The sequence below is a fragment of the Hymenobacter cheonanensis genome (assembly GCF_030581075.1).
Taxonomy (GTDB): domain Bacteria; phylum Bacteroidota; class Bacteroidia; order Cytophagales; family Hymenobacteraceae; genus Hymenobacter.
Genome location: NZ_JAUQSW010000004.1, coordinates 1 through 18,020, shown reverse-complemented (window position 1 = coordinate 18,020; position 18,020 = coordinate 1). Strand labels below are relative to the sequence as shown.

General features: G+C 63.3%; 14 protein-coding genes. 10 read left to right on the top strand and 4 right to left on the bottom strand.

What is annotated here, in order from left to right; translation table 11 throughout:
• Positions 1-91 precede the first annotated feature (91 nt).
• Together gpmI and Q5H89_RS08885 are read left to right on the top strand one after the other, a co-directional pair.
• Positions 92-1,618: a 2,3-bisphosphoglycerate-independent phosphoglycerate mutase gene (gene gpmI, locus Q5H89_RS08890; RefSeq protein WP_305018947.1), complete on the top strand. Its 1,527-nt coding sequence runs from the start codon at positions 92-94 to the stop codon at positions 1,616-1,618.
• Positions 1,619-1,705: 87 nt separating this feature from the next.
• Positions 1,706-2,302 carry a hypothetical protein gene (locus tag Q5H89_RS08885; protein ID WP_305018946.1) on the top strand — a complete coding sequence of 199 codons (597 nt, stop codon included), beginning with the start codon at positions 1,706-1,708 and terminating at the stop codon, positions 2,300-2,302.
• A gap of 22 nt (positions 2,303-2,324) precedes the next feature.
• On the opposite strand, the gene Q5H89_RS08880 is transcribed toward Q5H89_RS08885, so the two are convergent.
• The 3 genes from Q5H89_RS08880 to prfA all read right to left on the bottom strand — a co-directional run bounded on the left by Q5H89_RS08880 (position 2,325) and on the right by prfA (position 5,556).
• Positions 2,325-2,747 (bottom strand): secondary thiamine-phosphate synthase enzyme YjbQ, encoded by a 423-nt coding sequence (locus Q5H89_RS08880; RefSeq protein WP_305018945.1) that lies wholly within the window; start codon positions 2,745-2,747, stop codon positions 2,325-2,327.
• Positions 2,748-2,789: 42 nt separating this feature from the next.
• Entirely contained in the window at positions 2,790-4,277 is a 1,488-nt protein-coding gene (locus Q5H89_RS08875) for a hypothetical protein (RefSeq protein ID WP_305018944.1), read from the bottom strand.
• 208 nt (positions 4,278-4,485) lie between these two features.
• A complete protein-coding gene (gene prfA, locus Q5H89_RS08870) occupies positions 4,486-5,556 on the bottom strand; it encodes a peptide chain release factor 1 (protein WP_305018943.1) in 1,071 nt (356 codons plus the stop codon).
• 180 nt (positions 5,557-5,736) lie between these two features.
• Here prfA and thrA point away from each other — a divergent pair, with 180 nt between their 5' ends.
• The 5 genes from thrA to Q5H89_RS08845 all read left to right on the top strand — a co-directional run bounded on the left by thrA (position 5,737) and on the right by Q5H89_RS08845 (position 12,953).
• The gene (thrA, locus tag Q5H89_RS08865) at positions 5,737-8,187 is read left to right on the top strand and encodes a bifunctional aspartate kinase/homoserine dehydrogenase I (RefSeq protein ID WP_305018942.1); all 2,451 of its coding nucleotides are present in this window, start codon (positions 5,737-5,739) and stop codon (positions 8,185-8,187) included.
• Between the two features lie 128 nt (positions 8,188-8,315).
• Positions 8,316-9,254: a homoserine kinase gene (locus Q5H89_RS08860; protein WP_305018941.1), complete on the top strand. Its 939-nt coding sequence runs from the start codon at positions 8,316-8,318 to the stop codon at positions 9,252-9,254.
• Between the two features lie 137 nt (positions 9,255-9,391).
• The gene (gene thrC, locus Q5H89_RS08855; RefSeq protein ID WP_305018940.1) at positions 9,392-10,684 is read left to right on the top strand and encodes a threonine synthase; all 1,293 of its coding nucleotides are present in this window, start codon (positions 9,392-9,394) and stop codon (positions 10,682-10,684) included.
• Between the two features lie 235 nt (positions 10,685-10,919).
• Positions 10,920-11,609, top strand: a complete 690-nt coding sequence (locus Q5H89_RS08850; RefSeq protein WP_305018939.1) for a c-type heme family protein — start codon at positions 10,920-10,922, stop codon at positions 11,607-11,609.
• A gap of 75 nt (positions 11,610-11,684) precedes the next feature.
• On the top strand, positions 11,685-12,953 hold the full coding sequence (locus Q5H89_RS08845; RefSeq protein ID WP_305018938.1) for a protoporphyrinogen/coproporphyrinogen oxidase: 1,269 nt from the start codon (positions 11,685-11,687) through the stop codon (positions 12,951-12,953).
• A 66-nt stretch (positions 12,954-13,019) separates the two neighbouring features.
• Here the strand turns inward: Q5H89_RS08845 and Q5H89_RS08840 are convergent, their stop codons facing one another.
• On the bottom strand, positions 13,020-13,910 hold the full coding sequence (locus tag Q5H89_RS08840) for a LysR family transcriptional regulator (protein WP_305018937.1): 891 nt from the start codon (positions 13,908-13,910) through the stop codon (positions 13,020-13,022).
• Positions 13,911-14,027: 117 nt separating this feature from the next.
• On the opposite strand from Q5H89_RS08840, the gene hppD reads away from it, so the two are divergent.
• The 3 genes from hppD (at position 14,028) to Q5H89_RS08825 (ending at position 17,789) form a co-directional block, all read left to right on the top strand.
• Complete coding sequence (gene hppD, locus Q5H89_RS08835; protein ID WP_305018936.1) at positions 14,028-15,158, top strand: 4-hydroxyphenylpyruvate dioxygenase; 1,131 nt, start codon at positions 14,028-14,030, stop codon at positions 15,156-15,158.
• A gap of 101 nt (positions 15,159-15,259) precedes the next feature.
• Positions 15,260-16,468, top strand: coding sequence for a homogentisate 1,2-dioxygenase (locus Q5H89_RS08830; RefSeq protein ID WP_305018935.1), 1,209 nt, complete (start codon positions 15,260-15,262; stop codon positions 16,466-16,468).
• A gap of 91 nt (positions 16,469-16,559) precedes the next feature.
• Complete coding sequence (locus tag Q5H89_RS08825; protein ID WP_305018934.1) at positions 16,560-17,789, top strand: Glu/Leu/Phe/Val dehydrogenase dimerization domain-containing protein; 1,230 nt, start codon at positions 16,560-16,562, stop codon at positions 17,787-17,789.
• Positions 17,790-18,020: the final 231 nt, after the last annotated feature.

Below are 18,020 nucleotides of genomic sequence, written 5' to 3'. Positions count from 1 at the left end.
ACATTTTGAAGCTATTCTGAAGACTTGTCAGCCGGCCGGGGGCTAGTACGGGGTGCAGGCGCTTTAGGGTGCGGGGCGTACTTTTGCAGCCATGAACAAGCAGGTCCTTTTAGTTATTCTGGATGGGTGGGGCATCGCCCCGAATGTGGAGGCTTCGGCCGTTGACAAAGCGCAGACGCCGTATTTCAACAGCCTGCTTAAGCGCTTTCCGCACAGCACGTTGCAGGCTTCGGGCGAGGCCGTGGGGCTGCCCGAAGGCCAGATGGGCAACTCGGAAGTAGGCCACATGAACATCGGCGCGGGCCGGGTGGTCGACCAGGAATTGGTACGCATTGCCAAGGCCATCCGGGAGCGCAAGCTAGGCCAGGTGCCGGCGCTGAAAGACGCCCTGGAATATGCCAAGCTCAACAATAAAGCTTTCCATCTTATTGGCCTGCTGTCGGATGGCGGGGTGCACTCGCACATCGACCACGTAAAAGCGCTGTGCACCATTGCCCACGAGGCCGATGTGCACAAAGTATTCGTGCACGCTTTTACCGATGGGCGCGACACCGACCCCAAGAGCGGCGTGCACTTCGTGAACGAGTTGGAGCAGTACAACGAGCGCACGGGGGCTAAAATCGCCTCCATTGTGGGCCGCTACTACGCCATGGACCGCGACCAGCGCTGGGAGCGCGTTAAAATCGCCTACGACCTGCTCGTGAACGGCGTGGGCACGCCTTCACAAAACCTGATTCAAAGCATACAGGAACAGTACAAGGATGGCGTAACGGATGAGTTTCTGAAGCCCATTGTGAAGGTGGGCGCCGACGGGCAGCCGCTGGCCACCATTCAGGAGGGCGACGTGGTATTGTGCTTCAACTTCCGCACCGACCGGGGCCGCGAAATCACGGAAGCGCTCACGCAGCAGGATTTCAACGCCTACCAGATGCACCGCCTCAACTTGCGCTACCTCACCATGACAACGTACGATGAGACGTTTGTGGGCGTGACGCCGATTTTTGAGAAGGACAACCTCGACAATACGCTAGGGCAGGTGCTGGCTGCGCACGGCAAAACGCAGATTCGCATGGCCGAGACGGAAAAATATCCGCACGTGACGTTTTTCTTTTCGGGTGGCCGCGAAAAAGAATTTGACGGTGAAACGCGCATTATGCGGGCCTCGCCGAAGGTAGCCACCTACGACCTGGCCCCCGAAATGAGCGCCTACGAGCTGCGTGATGCCCTGGTGCCAGAGCTGCAGGCCAACTCGGCCGATTTTGTCGTCGTCAACTTCGCCAACCCTGATATGGTGGGCCACACCGGCGTGTTTGAGGCCGTGGTAAAGGCCGTGGAAACGGCCGATGCCTGCGCCCGCGACGTGGTGGAAGCTGCCCTGGCGGCCGGCTACGCCACCATCGTGATTGCCGACCACGGCAATGCCGAGTTTATGCGCAATGCCGATGGCTCGCCCAATACGGCCCACACTACCAACCTGGTGCCCTGCATTTTAGCCGATAATAATTACCACGGCAGCCTGGCCGCTGGCAAGCTCGGTGACATTGCCCCCACCGTGCTGGCGCTGATGGGCGTGCCGCAGCCCGCCGAAATGACCGGCCAGAGCCTGCTGCGCCCCTAGCCCGCTGGCGTGAACAAAAAGGCCGCTTTTTTCTTTTGTCGCAGTGTCCCGCCCAGTGCAAGTGCCGGGCGGGACATTGTTTTTGCTATGAGTTGTAGACTAGCTTTTTACGCTGCCGCTGGCACGCTGCTGGCCCTGGCGGGCTGCGGCCAGGGCACAGCCGGCCCCGACCCAGCTGCGCCGGGCGCGCCGCATGCCACCGGCGCGTACTTCGACGTGCGGGGCCTGCTCGATGCGCAGGTGCGCCAGCTTGTGGCCAGCCACCCCAGCGTGGAAAAGCGCGTGAGCCTGCGCGGCAACGCCCCCGAAACCGTGCGGGTGCCGCAGGTAAAATGGGCCGACGAGCTGCAGATTTTTTACCAGGCCGACATTAATAAGGCGGCGCTGCGCGGGGCCTACGCCGTAGACTCGGCCAGCCTGCCGGGCGGGGCCGTGCGCCACACCTACCGGCTGCGGCCGGGCCACGACAACGCGCCCGTGCTGCGCCTCGACGTGACGGGACCGGCCAGCCAGCCGCAGGAAGTAGCCGCTACGCTACGCCAGGATAACACGCTGTTTTTCGGGCAAAAGACCTTGCAGCTGAGCCTGCGCAATGGCCGCCTCAGCCAGTACCGGGTGAGCGGCGTGCAAAAGCTGGTGCTCTTCGATACGCTGCGCTATAACACGGCGGCGCGGGTGCTGTAGCCCGCAATGCTTTGCTTGCGCGCTACTCGCCCAGGAGGGTGGCTACCACCCAGCGGCGGCCGCCGTGGCGGCGGTGCTCGCCCAGGCACAGGCCCTGCCAGGTGCCTAGCAGCAGGCGGCCATCGGCAATGGGCACCGTTACCGACGTGCCCAACATAGCCGCTTTCAGATGAGCCGTCATGTCATCGGGGCCTTCCAGCGTGTGCTGAAAGTAGGGCGCATTATCAGGTGCCAGCCGCCGGAAGTATTCCTGAAAATCGCGCCGCACGGTGGGGTCAGCGTTTTCGGTGATGAAGAGGCTGGCCGAGGTGTGCTGAAGGTAGAAATTGGCAGTGCCCACGCGCAGGGTTTCCAGCTCGGGCAACTCGCTCAGCAGCAAATCGGTGATGAGGTGAAAGCCCTCGGCCACGGCCGGCAGGCGCAGGCGTTTTTGAATGAAGCGCATGAGGGTGATACGGAAACCCGCGCCCGCCGGGGGGCTGGCGCGCTACTTCTTCGTGCTTTCGTAGGCGCCGAGGCTGGGCGTGGCCCGCGTGCGCGGCAGGTTCAGCAGGTCGCGGTCGGGCACGGTGCCCACCGGGCTGGCGTGCTTGTAGGCCGGCGAGGTGCTGCCCAGGCGATAGTCGCCGAAGCTGCCCCCTAGCGGCCGCACAAACAGCGGGTCTTTATTGACTAGGTTGGCGTAGGCGGGGTTATTGAGGCCGGGCTTGCCGGCCACGTCGGCCTCGGCGGCGTAGAGCTGCGTTTTGAGCACCGAGTTGCGAATGCTGACGCTGGCTTTGTAATTGTCGTAGCGCTCCAGGTACAGCTCGTCCTCAATGGCACCCCACGCTACGGAGTTTTGAATGCTGACCACCGGCGACTGCGTGGTGGCCGCGCCCGCCGAGTTGGTGACGACGTCGGTGAAGGTGAGCGACTGGGTTTTGCGCACGCCGCCCGTGGCCGGGAAATTGGCCACGGTGCAGAAATTCAGCGCCGTGCTGCCACCCAGGCCCAGCACCGCGTACTCGTAGCAGTCGCTGAACAGCGTGTTCGTGGCCGTCACCTTGCCCTGAATGTTGAATACACCGGCCCCGGTGCCCAGGCTGCTGGCCGCGCCGGCAAAGCTCACGTCGTTGCCCGAGATGTAACGAATAACCGTATTCTGAATATCAATGCTGGGCTGCACCTTATTGTCGGGGTTATACAGCAGCACACCGATGGTCGCGTTCTGAATTTGGGCGTAGCGGATAACGTTGCCCTGGCTGCCCGCGGCCAGCACAATGCCCGTCCACTGCCCCGGCGCGGTGGTGTACTGCGCCTCGCCGCTGCGGTCGCCCACGAAGCGCACAATGTTGGCATTAGTCGCCTTCACCGTATCGGTAGCGCCGGCGCCGGGGGCGTAGTCGCTAGGGTCGTTCACGAGCAGCGTGCCTTGCACAATGAGCGCGGCCCCGGCGTGGGCGTAGATGCGCGCGCCGGGCTTGATGCGCAGCGTGCAGCCCGCGCCCACCACCACCGAGCCGTAGAGCACGTGCGGCCGGTCGCTGGTCCACACGGCGTTGCAGGGCAGCTGCACGTTAGTATGCAGGTAGATATTCTGCCCAAACGAGCGCAGCAGCACGTGCTGGTCCTGGCCGTTGGTGCGAAAATTCAGGTTTTCCTGCACCACCAGGGCCTTGGCGGCGCCGTTCTGGCCGTTGTCTTTGAGCTGCGCCCTCACCAAGATGAGCAAGCTGTCATTGCCCCTGATGTAGAGATTATTAGCCGTCTGCTTCAGGTCGCCGTTGATGATGAGCGTGTAGGGCGAGGTGGCCGGGTTGTCGAGGCTCACTAGGTCCACGCTCACCGCCCGGGGGTTGCGGTTATACACCCATAGCCGCTTCGTAACGGTACGTAGCGTGGTAAAGACCGTGTCAAACTTCACCGTATCGGCCGAGAAGGCTAGCCCACCCGTGGTTTGCAGCTCTTCCTCGCGCGGCTTGCAGCCGGACATAGTCAGGCTGCAAATGGCGCTGCAAAGCAATAAGACGGGCAGTAAGTAGCGAATTTTAAGCACGATAGGATAACGCTGAAAAACCGTCGGTCATTGCGAGCGCAGCGAAGCAACCGCATTAAAACATGCTGGGCGAACGACCGGCGCGGGCCTCGTCCGGGTGCGATTGCTTCGCTGCGCTCGCAATGACCGACGGTTTTTACGGGTTTTACTCGGCACCCACTTTCAGGCGCTCGGCGCTTTCGGCCAGGCGCAGCTGTTCCACAAAGTCGTCGATGTTGCCGTCCATCACGTTGGGCAGGTTATACACGGTGTAGCCGATGCGGTGGTCGGTCACGCGGCCCTGGGGGTAGTTGTAGGTGCGGATTTTATCGGAGCGGTCGCCGCTGCCAATCATGCCCTTGCGGATGGCACCCTCAGCCTCATTCTTCTTGGCTAGCTCAATCTCGAAGATGCGCGAGCGCAGCACTTGCAGCGCCTTGTCGAAGTTTTTGAGCTGCGATTTCTGGTCCTGGCACTGGGCCACGATGCCGGTGGGCAAGTGAGTGAGGCGCACGGCCGAGTACGTCGTGTTTACCGACTGCCCGCCGGGGCCGGAGGACATAAACAGGTCCTTGCGGATGTCATTCATATCCAGCTCTATATCAAATTCCTCCGCCTCGGGCATTACCACGATGCTCGCCACCGAGGTGTGGATGCGGCCCTGGGTTTCGGTGGCCGGCACGCGCTGCACGCGGTGCACGCCCGATTCAAACTTGAGCTTGCCGTACACGTCTTCGCCTTTCACGGCCAGCACAATTTCCTTATAGCCGCCGGCGGTGCCTTCCATGGCATCCACGAGTTCCATTTTCCAGCCCTGCTTTTCGGCAAAGCGCAGGTACATGCGCTGCAAGTCGCCGGCAAAGAGCGAGGCTTCGTCGCCGCCCGCGCCGGCCCGGATTTCCATAATGACGTCCTTGGAATCGTTGGGGTCCTTCGGAATTAATAATTCCTTGATGGCCACTTCCATGCGGTCGGCTTCGGGCAGCAGCTCGTCAAGCTCGGCCTTGGCCATCTCGCGGAAGTCCTCGTCCTTTTCGGTCGAAACAACCTGGCGGGCACCCTCTATATTACTGAGCACCTGCTGGTAAGCGCGGTACGCAGTCACAATTTTACCTAGTTCTTTATACTCCTTGTTAAGGGACTTGAAGCGCTTCATGTCGCTCATCACCTCGGGCTGCATCAGCTCGTGGTTCACGTTGTCGTAGCGCTCGCGGATGGCTTCGAGTTTATCCAGCATTTTGTGGTCGGAAAAAATAGTCAGTAGTTTGCAAAGATACGGCTGAGTAACAACGTCCTTTGCGGTCGGCGTTCCGCGTCACTTCTTCACGCTGCCTGGGGTCGTCCTTCCCACCCTCGCCAGGCCCTTTCCTACTGCGCGGCCAGCCAGGGCTGGCCAAGCATTCGACACCTGTTTAGTATGCAAGTTTTGAAGTTTGGGGGCACGTCGGTGGCCTCTGCCGAGAATATCGGGAAAGTAATTGCCATCGTGACGAGCGCGCTGGCCCACGGCCCAGTGGCCCTGGTTGTATCGGCCCTGGGCGGCACCACCGACGCCCTCATTGGCGCGGGCCGCGCTGCCGCCGCCGGCGACGACACCTTCCGCCAGACCCTGCGCCAGCTCGAAGCCCGCCACCTCACCGCCGCCGAAAGCCTGCTGCCCGACTTCGGGGCGCAGGCCGAAATTCAGCCCTGGCTCACGGCCCAGTTTACCGAGCTGGCCCTGCTGGCCGACGGCATTTTCGCGCTGGGCGAACTCTCGCCGCGCACCCTGGACCGGCTGATGAGCTACGGCGAGCTGCTGTCGTCGCGCCTCGTGGCGGCGGCCTTTCAGGCGCGCGGCATTGCCGCCACCTGGGCCGATAGCCGCCAGCTCATTCGCACCAACTCGCGCTTCGGCACGGCGCAGGTCGAGGAGGAAATTACCCAGCGCCAAGTTGCTTCCTTTCAGCAGGAAAGCAAGGCCAGCCTGTGGGTAGCGCCCGGCTTTATCGCCGCCGATGCCGCGGGCCACACCACCACGCTGGGCCGCGGCGGCTCCGACTACACGGCCGCCATCCTGGCCGCCGCGCTAGGGGCCGAGAAGCTCGAAATCTGGACCGACGTGAGCGGCATGCTCACCGCCGACCCGCGCCTGGTGCGCTCGGCCAGGCCCATTGCGCGCATCAGCTACGAGGAAGCTATGGAGCTGTCGCACTTCGGGGCCAAGGTGCTGTACGCGCCCACGGTGCAGCCGGTGCGCCGGCGCGGCATCCCGATGTGGATTAAAAACACCTTTGCGCCCGCCGATTACGGCACGCTGGTGGAGGTGGCCCCGCCGCCCAGCCTGGGCGTGGTGCGCGGGCTGTCGAGCATCGGCCACCTGGCCTTGCTGAACCTGGAGGGCAGCGGCATGGTGGGCGTGCCGGGCTTTTCGGCGCGGCTGTTTGCGGCGCTGGCCAGGGCCCGCATCAACGTGGTGCTCATCACCCAAAGCTCTTCCGAGCATTCCATCTGCGTGGGCGTGAGCGAGGGCGACGTGCCCGCCGCGCAAGAGGTAGTAAATGAGGAGTTTGCCGCCGAAATAGCGGCCGGCCGCCTGGAGCCCCTGCGGCCCGAAACGGGGCTAGCCATCGTGGCGCTGGTGGGCGACAACATGCGCAACCACCCCGGCATCAGCGGGCGCTTGTTTAGCGCGCTGGGGCACAACGGGGTGAATATCCGGGCCATTGCGCAGGGGGCCAGCGAGCGCAATATCTCGACCGTTATTCAGGCCGATGATGTGCGCAAGGCCATCAACGTGCTGCACGAGGAGTTTTTTGAGGCCACCTATAAGCAGGTCAACTTATTCATTCTGGGCCCTGGCAACGTGGGCGGCAAGCTGCTGGGCCAGCTAGCCCGGCAGCAGCCGTATCTGCGCGACAAGCTCGGCCTCGACCTGCGCGTGGTGGCCATTGCCAACAGCCGCCACTGCCTGGTGAGCGATGAGGGCGGCCTCGACCTGCGCACCTGGCCCGAGGATTTGGATAAGGCGCCCAGGCTCTCGCTGGAAGAGCTGACCCAGCTCATTATCAGCAAGAACCTGCGCAATTCTATCTTCGTGGACGTGACGGCCAACCCGGCCGCCGCCGGCCAGTACGCCCCGCTGCTGGCCAAGAGCGTGGCTGTGGTGGCCTGCAACAAGATTGCCGCCTCGGGCACCTACGCCAGCTACCGCCAGCTCAAGCAGCTAGCCCGCGATTTCAATACGAAGTACCTGTTTGAAACCAACGTGGGTGCGGCGCTGCCCGTCATCGGCACGCTCGGCGACCTCACGCGCAGCGGCGACGTGGTGCGCCGGATGCAGGCCGTGCTCTCGGGCACGCTCAACTTCGTGTTCAACAACTACGACGGCTCCCGGCCCTTTGCCGAGGTGGTGCGGCAAGCGCAGGAGGAGGGCTACACCGAGCCCGACCCACGCCTCGACCTCAATGGCTCGGACGTGGCCCGCAAAATTCTCATTCTGGCCCGCGAGGCCGGCCAGCCGCTCGAAATGAGCGACGTGGCCAACGAGAGCTTCCTGCCCGCCAGCTGCCTCGATGGCGACGTGGCCGCCTTCTACGAGCAGCTGGCCGTGCACGAGCCGCACTTCCGCGCCCTCTTCGACGCGGCGGCCGGCCAGGGCAAGCGCCTCAAGTTTGTGGCCCAGTATGCCGATGGCCAGGCTGCCGTGGGCTTGCAGCAGATTGCGCCCGGCCACGACCTCTACGAGCTGCGCGGCAAGGATAACCTGGTGCTCTTCTACACCGACCGCTACCCCGAGCAGCCGCTGGTGGTGAAGGGCGCCGGCGCCGGCGCCGAGGTCACGGCGAGCGGCGTGTTTGCCGATATCATCCGCGCCGCGCGGCTGTAGTAGCCCCACCCCCGGCCCCTCCCCTGCGGGGAGGGGAGCCAGTCGACTAAAATTCATTATAGCTGCCCGATACCGCCCCAGTTTCCTCCCCCGCAGGGGAGGAAACTGGGGCGGTGGGGCTACTCCTTATGCCCCTCCCCTCCTCCGTCACCGTCCACGCGCCGGCCACCATTGCCAACGTCGGCTGCGGCTTCGATGTGCTGGGCCTGTGCCTCACCGCCCCCTACGACACCGTGCGCCTCACGCGCCGCGAGCAGCCGGGCCTCGTTATCCGGCATCTCGACGACTACGACCTGCCCACCGACCCCAACCGCAACGTGGCCGGGGCGGCGCTGCTGGCCCTGCTGCGCGCCGTGCCCGAGCCGCTGGGCTTCGAGGTCGAGATTACCAAGGGCATCCGGCCGGGCAGCGGCATTGGCAGCAGCGCGGCCAGCGCGGCGGGCGCGGTGGTGGCGGCCAATGCGCTGCTCGGCAATATATTTAGCCACAAAGAACTGATTGACATTGCTATGCACGGTGAGGCCGTAGCCTCGGGCGTGCGCCACGCCGACAACATTGCCCCGGCCATTTGCGGGGGCTTCACGCTAGTGCGGGCCGTGGCGCCGGCCCTCGATGTGCTGGCCCTGCCCGCCCCGCCGCTGTGGGTGGCCGTGGTGCACCCGCAGTTTGAGGTAAAAACCAAGGAGGCCCGCGCCGTGCTGCCCACCTCGGTGCCGCTAGCCCTGGCCGTGCGGCAGTGGGCCAACGTGGGCGGCCTGGTGGCCGGCTTCCTCACCCACGATAACGAGCTGATTGCCCGCGCCCTCGAAGACTACATTGTGGAGCCGGCCCGCGCCGCGCTCATCCCCGGCCTGGGCGATGCCAAGCGGCTGGCCCTGGCGGCCGGCGCGCTGGGCGGCGGCATCTCGGGCTCGGGGCCGTCCATTTTTATGCTCAATAAAGACGAGGCCACCGCCCACGCCGCCGCCGGGGCGCTGGGCAGCGTGTACCGCAAAATGGGCATCGACTTTCACCTGCACGTGGGGCCCATTGCCAGCCAGGGCGCCCGGGTGGTAGAGGTCAATTAATTTCTTCTTGTAGCGTTCGTCATGCTGAGCTTGCCGAAGCATCTTGCCTGGTTGGATGCGCGATAGTGCCCTAGCGTTCCCTGCCAGGATGCTTCGGCAAGCTCAGCATGACGAGTGTGCGTTAGCCCTTAAGTAGTATGCAGTATTACAGCCTCAACCGCCAGTCGCCACCCGTCGATTTTCGCACGGCCACCATTGCCGGGCAGGCGCCCGACGGCGGCCTGTACTTCCCCGAAACCATTCCGCAGTTTTCGGCCGATTTTCTACAAAACCTGGCTAGCCTCTCCCGGGCCGACATTGCCTATACCGTGATGCAGCCCTACGTGGGCGATACCATTCCGGAAGCCGACCTGCGCCGCATCTGCGCCGAGACGGTTGATTTTCCGTTTCCGCTGGTGCCCATCACCGGGCGCATTGGCGCGCTGGAGCTGTTTCATGGGCCCACGCTAGCCTTCAAGGACGTGGGCGCGCGGTTTATGAGCCGCTGCCTGGGCTACTTCTCGCGGGGCGAAACCAAGCCGGTAACGGTGCTGGTAGCTACCTCCGGCGACACGGGCGGGGCCGTGGCGCACGGCTTTTTGGGCGTGCCGGGCGTGGAGGTGGTTATCCTCTACCCCTCGGGCAAGGTGAGCCCCTTGCAGGAATTGCAGCTCACCACGCTTGGGCAAAATATTACCGCGCTGGAGGTTAGCGGCAATTTCGACGATTGCCAGCGCCTCGTGAAACAGGCCTTTCTGGATGAGGAGCTGGCTAGCCGCCGCACGCTCACCTCGGCCAACAGCATTAACGTGGCGCGCTGGCTGCCGCAGCAGCTCTATTACCTGTTTGCCCTGCAACAGTGGGCGCCGGCCGCGCCGCCGGTTATCGCGGTGCCGAGCGGCAATTTCGGCAACCTCTGCGCCGGGCTGCTGGCCCATGCCTCGGGGCTGCCGGTGGGCCACTTTATTGCGGCCTGCAATGCCAACGATGCCGGGGCTGAGTACCTGCGCACGGCCGTTTTTGCGCCCAAAACGGCCGTGCCGACCATCTCTAACGCGATGGATGTGGGCCACCCCAGCAACTTCGTGCGCATTCTGGAGCTGTTCCGGCACGAGCACGCCACCATCAGCCAGCTGCTGAGCGGCTACACCGTGAGCGACGCCGACACCAGCGCTACCATTGAGCGGGTGGCGGCCGGGCGCGGCTACCTGCTCGACCCGCACGGCGCGGTGGCCTTTTTTGCCCTCGAACAATACCTGGCCGAATACCCGGCGGCCGCTGGCTTTTTGCTGGCCACGGCGCACCCGGTGAAATTTCCGGAGGTGGTTGAGCCGCTCATCGGGCGCAAAATTGAGCTGCCGGCGGCTTTGCACTACCTGCTCGAAAAGCCTAAACGGAGCGTGCCCCTGGCCCCCGGCTACGAGGCGCTGCGCGCCTGGCTGCTGAAGTAGCGGCCACCCGGCGCAGCGCCCTGGCCGCTGCTTATAAGGCTGGCTTAGGCCGTACCAATGATTGAAACCGGCGTTGCCACGACCGATTTAAGGGTTGCCACGACCGATTTAAGGGTTGCCACGACCGATTGAAGGGTTGCCACGACCGATTGAAGGGTTGCTACGACCATTTCAGTCGTGGCAACCCTTCAATCGGTCGTGGTAACTTTCGCCCCGCCTTAGCAGTTGCCGCAGTATGGTTTTGTCGAAAGTCAAGTTCATGTTCCCGGCCCTGCTTGCGCTAGCCGCCTGCCGGCCCGACCAGGTGAAGCACCTGCCCGGCACCAAGCAGATAGCCGAGGAAACCGCCAATTGGGAAGTCAAGCGCATTATGCCTGCCGACCTGCTACAGGCCACACGCTGGGCCGGCGACTCGCTCACGGCCTACGCCGACACGCTGCTGCGCCGCACCCTGGCCCGCGAGCTAGCCAAGGGCAGCCTGGCCCAGGCCGCCACTTTTTGCCGGCCCCAGCGCTACCCGCCGGTCGATTCGATGGCCCGCAAGTGGCACGCCAATCTGCGCCGGGCCGAGTGGCAGCCGGCCCCGGCCAGCGCCACGCCGGCCGCCGTGGCCGCCGCCGGCCTGCGGCCCGATACCATGCGCCTCATTGGCCGGCCGGCCGCCGACACGTTTTATTACCAGCGCCCGATTACCCTGGCCCACAGCCTGTGCCTGCGCTGCCACGGCCAGCCGGGCCGCGACCTGACGGCTGCCGAGGCGCAACTGCTTCGGCAGCAGCACCCGGGCCTGCACGCCGTGGGCCGGCAGCAGGGCCAGGTGCTTGGGGCCTGGCAGCTCACGCTGGAGCGCAGCGGCGTGGCCGAGTTTTACACCATGAAAACCCGCAAGAAATGGAAAGAGCACAAGATGCCGAAGCTGTTTTAGCGGGGTCCGCTTTTTGAGTCAGCCAGGGCCCTTTGCCCGTACAGCCTTCTTTCCTGCTTGCTTCTATTATTTTTTATGGCTAGTTCTACTGACCCTATCATCATCATCGGCGCGGGCATGGCCGGGCTGGCCTGCGCCACCTGGCTGCACCGCGCCGGCCGCCCCGTGCTGCTGCTCGAAGCTGCCGATGCCGTGGGGGGCCGCGTGCGCACCGACCTCACGCCCGACGGCTTCCGGCTCGACCGGGGCTTTCAGATTCTCTTAAATAACTACCCCGAGGCCCGGCGCATGTTCGACTACGGTGCCCTGAACCTCAAGTCGTTTCGCTCGGGGGCCGTGGTGCGCCTGGCCAACGGGCAGGAGACTACGCTCGAAAACCCGCTCCACGCGCCCCTGATGGCGTTTGCCGCGCTAGCCTCGCCCATCGGCACTACCAAAGACAAGCTGCTGCTGGGCAAGCTGGTGGCGCAGCTGGCCGGCCGCGCTCCCGAGCAGCTGCTGGCCCGGCCCGGCACCACTACCCTCGCGTACCTGCGCAGCTTTGGCTGGAGCGAGCAGATTATCACTAATTTCTTCCGGCCTTTCTTCGGGGGCGTGTACCTCGACCGCGAACTGGGCACGGCCAGCAATTTTTTCGAGTTTGTGTTTCAGCAATTCGCGCAGGGCGCGGCTACGGTGCCCGCGCTAGGCATGCAGCAGCTGCCCGAGCAGCTGGCCAGCCGCCTGCCCGCGGGCACTATCCGCCTCAACACGCCCGTGGCAGCCGTGGCCGAAGGCGGCCGCCTCGTGCACCTTGCCAGCGGCGAAGCCCTAGCGGCGGCCGCCGTGGTGCTGGCCACCGAGGGCCCCGCCGCCGCCCGCCTGCTCGGGGCCGACCTGCCCGCCCCCGCCAGGCCGGTGGCCCGGCTCACTACCTGCACCTACTTTGCCACGGCCGGCGCCGCCCCCAGCCACGGCTACAACCTACTGCACCTCAATGCCCGGCCCGGCGCGCTGGTGCACAACGTGGCTTTTCCGGCCGAAACGGGGGCCGCGCTAGCCCCGGCCGGCCAAAGCCTGGTATCGGTGAGCACCCACGGCGAGCACGGGCTGACTGAGGACGCGCTGACTGCCCGCCTGCGCGCCGAGCTGGCCGCCTGGTTTGGGCCGGTGGCCAATATGTGGCGCCACCTGCGCACCTATCGCATCGAGCAGGCGCTGCCCATTTACGGCCCCGGCCAGCCCGCGCAGCAGGAGCTGCGGCTGGGCGATACGCTTTTCCGCTGCGGCGACTGGGTCAGCTACCCCTCGCTGAATGCCGCGCTGGGCACCGGCCGCCAGGTGGCCGAATTAATTATGAGTTGAAAGTTATGAGTTATAAGTCAGCTGACTGTCAACTTATAACTCATAGCTTTTAACTTATAGCTCCCTTCACACCAGCGCCACTAGCGCTTGCAGCAGCGGGGCCGGCCGCTCGGCCAGGTAGGCCACGCACTGCGTCAGCAGCACGTTTTCGCCCCCGGCCACGCGCAGCGGCCTAGCCACCACGCCCGGCACGGCACTCAGGTCGAAGAACGAGGGCACGAAGGCCACGCCCAGCCCTAGCCGCACCAGGTTGCTGAGCAGCTCCAGCGACGATACTTCCTGCACGATAGCCCCGCGCCGGCTGAAGCCCGCCTGCTGGCAGAGGTGCTCAATCTCCTCATACACCGGGTGCAGCGGCCGGCTGATTTCAATCCACTTCTCGTGGGCCAGCGCTTCGAGCGGCACCTCGGGCAGGCTAGCCAGTGGGTGGGCGGCGGGCAGCGCCACCGCCAGCCCGCCCTGGCCAAAGGGCCGGGCCGCCAGCTCGGGGTGCAGCAGCGGCAGCATGGTGAGCCCTAGCTCGATGCGCCCGGCCACCAGGGCTTCCTGCACCGCCCGAAACGTAGCTAGCTCGTGCAAGTGAAACTGCACGTCGGGAAAGCTTTCGTTGAAGCGCTGCACGATGCCCACCAGCCGGTCGGGGCGCAGCAGCTGATAATAGCCTAGCTCCACCGTTTTCTGCTGCGAGCCCACGCGGCGCACGTTCTCAACGGCCTGGCGGCTAAGATGCAGCAAGTGCTGGGCCTCGGCCAGAAAGGCGGCCCCGGCCTCGGTAAGCACTACCCGGCGCTGGCGCGTGCGCTGGCCGTGGTCGAATAGCTCGACCCCTAGCTCGCTCTCCAGCAGCTGAATCTGCTGGCTCAGGGCGGGCTGCGATATGCACAGCTTCTCGGCCGCCCGGCCGTAGTGCAGGGCCGTAGCCACCTCGGCAAAATAGCGTAACTGGCGGAGTTCCATGCTGCAAATCTCCATAAGAAATTCTTATCAGCCCCATAAGAAACCGATATTGGACATCTCCACTAACGGGTGTTAGTATTGCGTTGTACCTAAGTAATATCCCACCCCCGCACCCGTATGGAAACCCTCGTCGCCCAGGAGCTGCAGCAGCGCGCCACCACCGATTTTCTGCCTCTACTCGGCACCGATTACCTGGAATTTTACGTCGGCAACGCCAAGCAGGCGGCCTACTACTACAAGGCGGCCTTTGGCTTCCAGACCGTAGCCTACGCCGGCCCCGAAACCGGCGTGCGCGACCGCGCCAGCTACGTGGTGCAGCAGGGCAAAATCCGGCTGGTGCTCACCACCGCCATGCACTCCGACCACGAGATTTCGGCGCACGTGCGCCAGCACGGCGATGGCGTTAAAATCCTGGCCCTGTGGGTAGAGGATGCCTTCGAGAGCTACGAAAAAACCATGAGCCGCGGCGCCCGCAGCTACCAGGAGCCCAGGGTGCTCACCGATGAGTTTGGCGAGGTGCGCACGGCCGGCATCTACACCTACGGCGAAACGGTGCACCTCTTTGTGGAGCGCAAAAACTACCACGGCGCCTTCTTGCCCGGCTACGTAGCCCAGAAGTCCGATTTCAACCCTGGCGAGGCCGGCCTGCGCTACGTAGACCACTGCGTGGGCAACGTGGGCTGGAACCGCATGAACCCCACCGTGAAGTGGTACGAGGAGGTGATGGGCTTCGCCAACATCCTGAGCTTCGACGACAAGCAGATTACCACCGAGTACTCGGCCCTGATGAGCAAGGTGATGAGCAACGGCAACGGCTACGTGAAATTTCCCATCAATGAGCCGGCTGAGGGCAAGAAAAAGTCGCAGATTGAGGAGTACCTGACTTTCTACGAGGGCGAGGGCGTGCAGCACATTGCCGTGGCTACCGACGACATTATCAGCACCGTGCGCGAGCTAAAGAGCCGCGGCGTGGAGTTTCTAAACACGCCCGACTCCTACTACGACAACCTGCGCGCCCACGTCGGCAACATCGACGAAGACGTGGAGGCATTGCGCAGCCTGCGCATTATGGCTGACCGCGACGAGGAAGGCTACCTGCTCCAGATTTTCACCAAGCCCGTGGAAGACCGCCCCACGGTATTCTTCGAAATCATTCAGCGCAAGGGCGCCAAAAGCTTCGGCGCCGGCAATTTCAAAGCCCTGTTCGAAAGCCTGGAGCGCGAGCAGGACCGCCGCGGCAATCTGTAGAACATCTTCCCATCGTCTGTCATGCTGAGCTTGCGAAGCATGACAGACGATTTTTAAGGTGCTGTCTCATTTAGTCTAACTCTCTTTCCCACCCTGGCCCAATGCCTATTTACCACAAGCTCGGCCGGCTGCCGCACACGCGCCACACGGTGTTTGAGAAGCCCGAGGGCGGGCTGTACTACGAGCAATTGTTCGGCACCATTGGCTTCGAGGGCATGTCGTCGCTGATGTACCACCTGCGCCGGCCCACCACGGTAAAGGAAATTCTGGGTGAAACCGACCTTACGCCCAAAGTCGCGGTAGAAAAAAGCATCAAGGCCAGGCTTCTCAAAGGCTTCGAGGTGCCCCCGCAGGATGACTACCTGGCTAGCCGCACGCCGGTGCTGGTAAACAGCGACGTGCACCTTGTGCTGGCCGCGCCCCGCCATTCGCTCACGGCGTATTTCTACAAAAACGCCGATGCCGATGAGTTGCTGTTCATCCACCGGGGCACAGGCAAGCTGCGCACGCAGCTCGGCAACATCCGCTTTGAGCCCGGCGACTATCTGCTGGTGCCGCGCGGCATTATCTACCAAATTGAATTCGATACGGAAGATAACCGCCTGTTTATCACCGAGTCTTTCCATCCCATCTACACGCCCAAGCGCTACCGCAACCACTTCGGCCAGCTGCTGGAGCACGCGCCCTACTCGGAGCGCGACTACAAGCTGCCCGACGAGCTGGAAACGCACGACGAGGCGGGCGATTTCACGGTCAAAATCAAGAAGCAGGGCGTCTTGCACGAGTTGGTGTACCCTAGCCACCCCTTCGACGTGGTGGGCTGGGACGGGTACAACTATCCCTACGGCATGAATATCCGCGATTTTCAGCCCATCACGGGCAAGGTGCACCAGCCACCGCCCGTGCACCAGCAGTTCGAAACGAAGGCGTTTGTCGTGTGCTCGTTCGTGCCCCGGCTGTTCGATTATCATCCGCAGGCCATTCCGGCTCCCTACCACCACTCCAACATCGACTCCGACGAGGTGCTGTATTACGTGGATGGCAACTTCATGTCGCGCAATAATATTGCCCAGGGCCACATCACGCTGCACCCCGGCGGCATCCCGCACGGCCCCGCGCCGGGCGCCTACGAGCGCAGCATCGGCAAAACCGGCACCGACGAGTGGGCCGTCATGATTGATACATTTCGCCCGCTCATGCTCACCGAAGCAGCTTTAAAGCTCGATGATGGCGCCTACTATAAGTCGTGGCTGGAACCAGCTAGCCCTGCCGCCGCTACCGACGACCAGCGCCTCGAACGCCCTGAATAAGAATACTTTTCTCACCCTTCACTCTGCTCCCACCCCTAGCGTGCGGGCCGGCCAGCCAGGCCGGCCCGCTTTTTAGTAAGCACCTGATTACATGAAAGATTTACTGGCTCAGTTCGAGCAGAAGCGCCCCGAAATCGTCTTCGAATGGCAAGACCCCGAAACGGAAGCTGAGGGATGGGTAGTTATCAATTCGCTGCGCGGCGGCGCGGCCGGCGGCGGCACGCGTATGCGCAAGGGCCTCGATAAGCGCGAGGTGGAAAGCCTGGCCAAGACGATGGAAGTGAAATTTACCGTCTCGGGCCCGGCCATCGGCGGTGCCAAGTCGGGCATCAACTTCGACCCGCAAGACCCCCGCAAGCGCGGCGTACTGGAACGCTGGTACAAGGCCGTTATTCCGCTGCTGAAAGCCTACTACGGCACTGGCGGAGACCTCAATGTCGATGAGATACACGAAGTAATTCCCCTTACTGAAGATTACGGCCTCTGGCACCCGCAGGAAGGCGTGGTCAACGGCCACTATCGCGCCACCGAGCCTCAAAAAATTCAGAAGCTGGGCCAACTCCGCCAAGGCGTAGTAAAAGTTCTCGAAGATGCTGCCTACACCCCTAGCCTGGCCCGCAAGTACACCGTAGCCGACCTCATCACCGGCTATGGTGTGGCCGAGGCCGTGCGCCACTACTATGCGCTGTGGGGCAACCGGCCGGTAGCAGGCAAGCGCGTCATCATCCAAGGCTGGGGCAACGTAGGGGCGGCCGCCGCCTACTACTTGGCTAGCCAGGGCGCGCTTATCGTAGGCATCATCGACCGCGCTGGCGGCCTGCTCCGCCCCCAGGGCTTGACGCTGGAAGAAATACGCGAGTTATTCCTGAGTCGCGATGGCAACGCCCTGCACGCGCCCGATTTGCTTTCTTTTGCGGAAGTCAACGAGAAAATATGGTCAGCCGGAGCCGAGATTTTTGTACCGGCCGCGGCGTCACGCCTCGTGACCCAGGCACAGATAGAAGCCCTAGTAAGCGCAGGCCTCGAAGTTATTTCGTGCGGCGCCAACGTACCCTTCGCCGACCCGGCCATCTTCTTTGGCCCCACCGGCGAGTGGGCCGACGCGCACTGCGCCGTCATTCCCGACTTTATAGCCAACTGTGGTATGGCCCGCGTTTTCGCCTACCTCATGGAAACTGGGGCTGAAATCACCGACCAAGCCATCTTCTCCGACACCTCGCGTGTCATCGAAGCAGCCCTAGCGTGCACTCGCCAGCAGAGCCCCGAACAAACAGGCTTAGCTCAAAGGTCATTCGAAATGGCGCTTCGCCAATTGATATAAAGAAAAGCGAAAGAAGAAGTATCCCCGCTATACGCCAACTCATTCGAAGAAAGAACTAAAGCCTACAGCTGCAATTTATTTGCTTATCCATAAAAAAGCCTTGGCTAACAGCACATTATTGATGCTGCTAGCCAAGGCTTTTAATACGAAATATTATGCGCAGCATACGGCCGCCTAGGTTGACTCAGTACGTGCTACTGCGCGCACGCTCGCCTTATGGACACGGCCGCT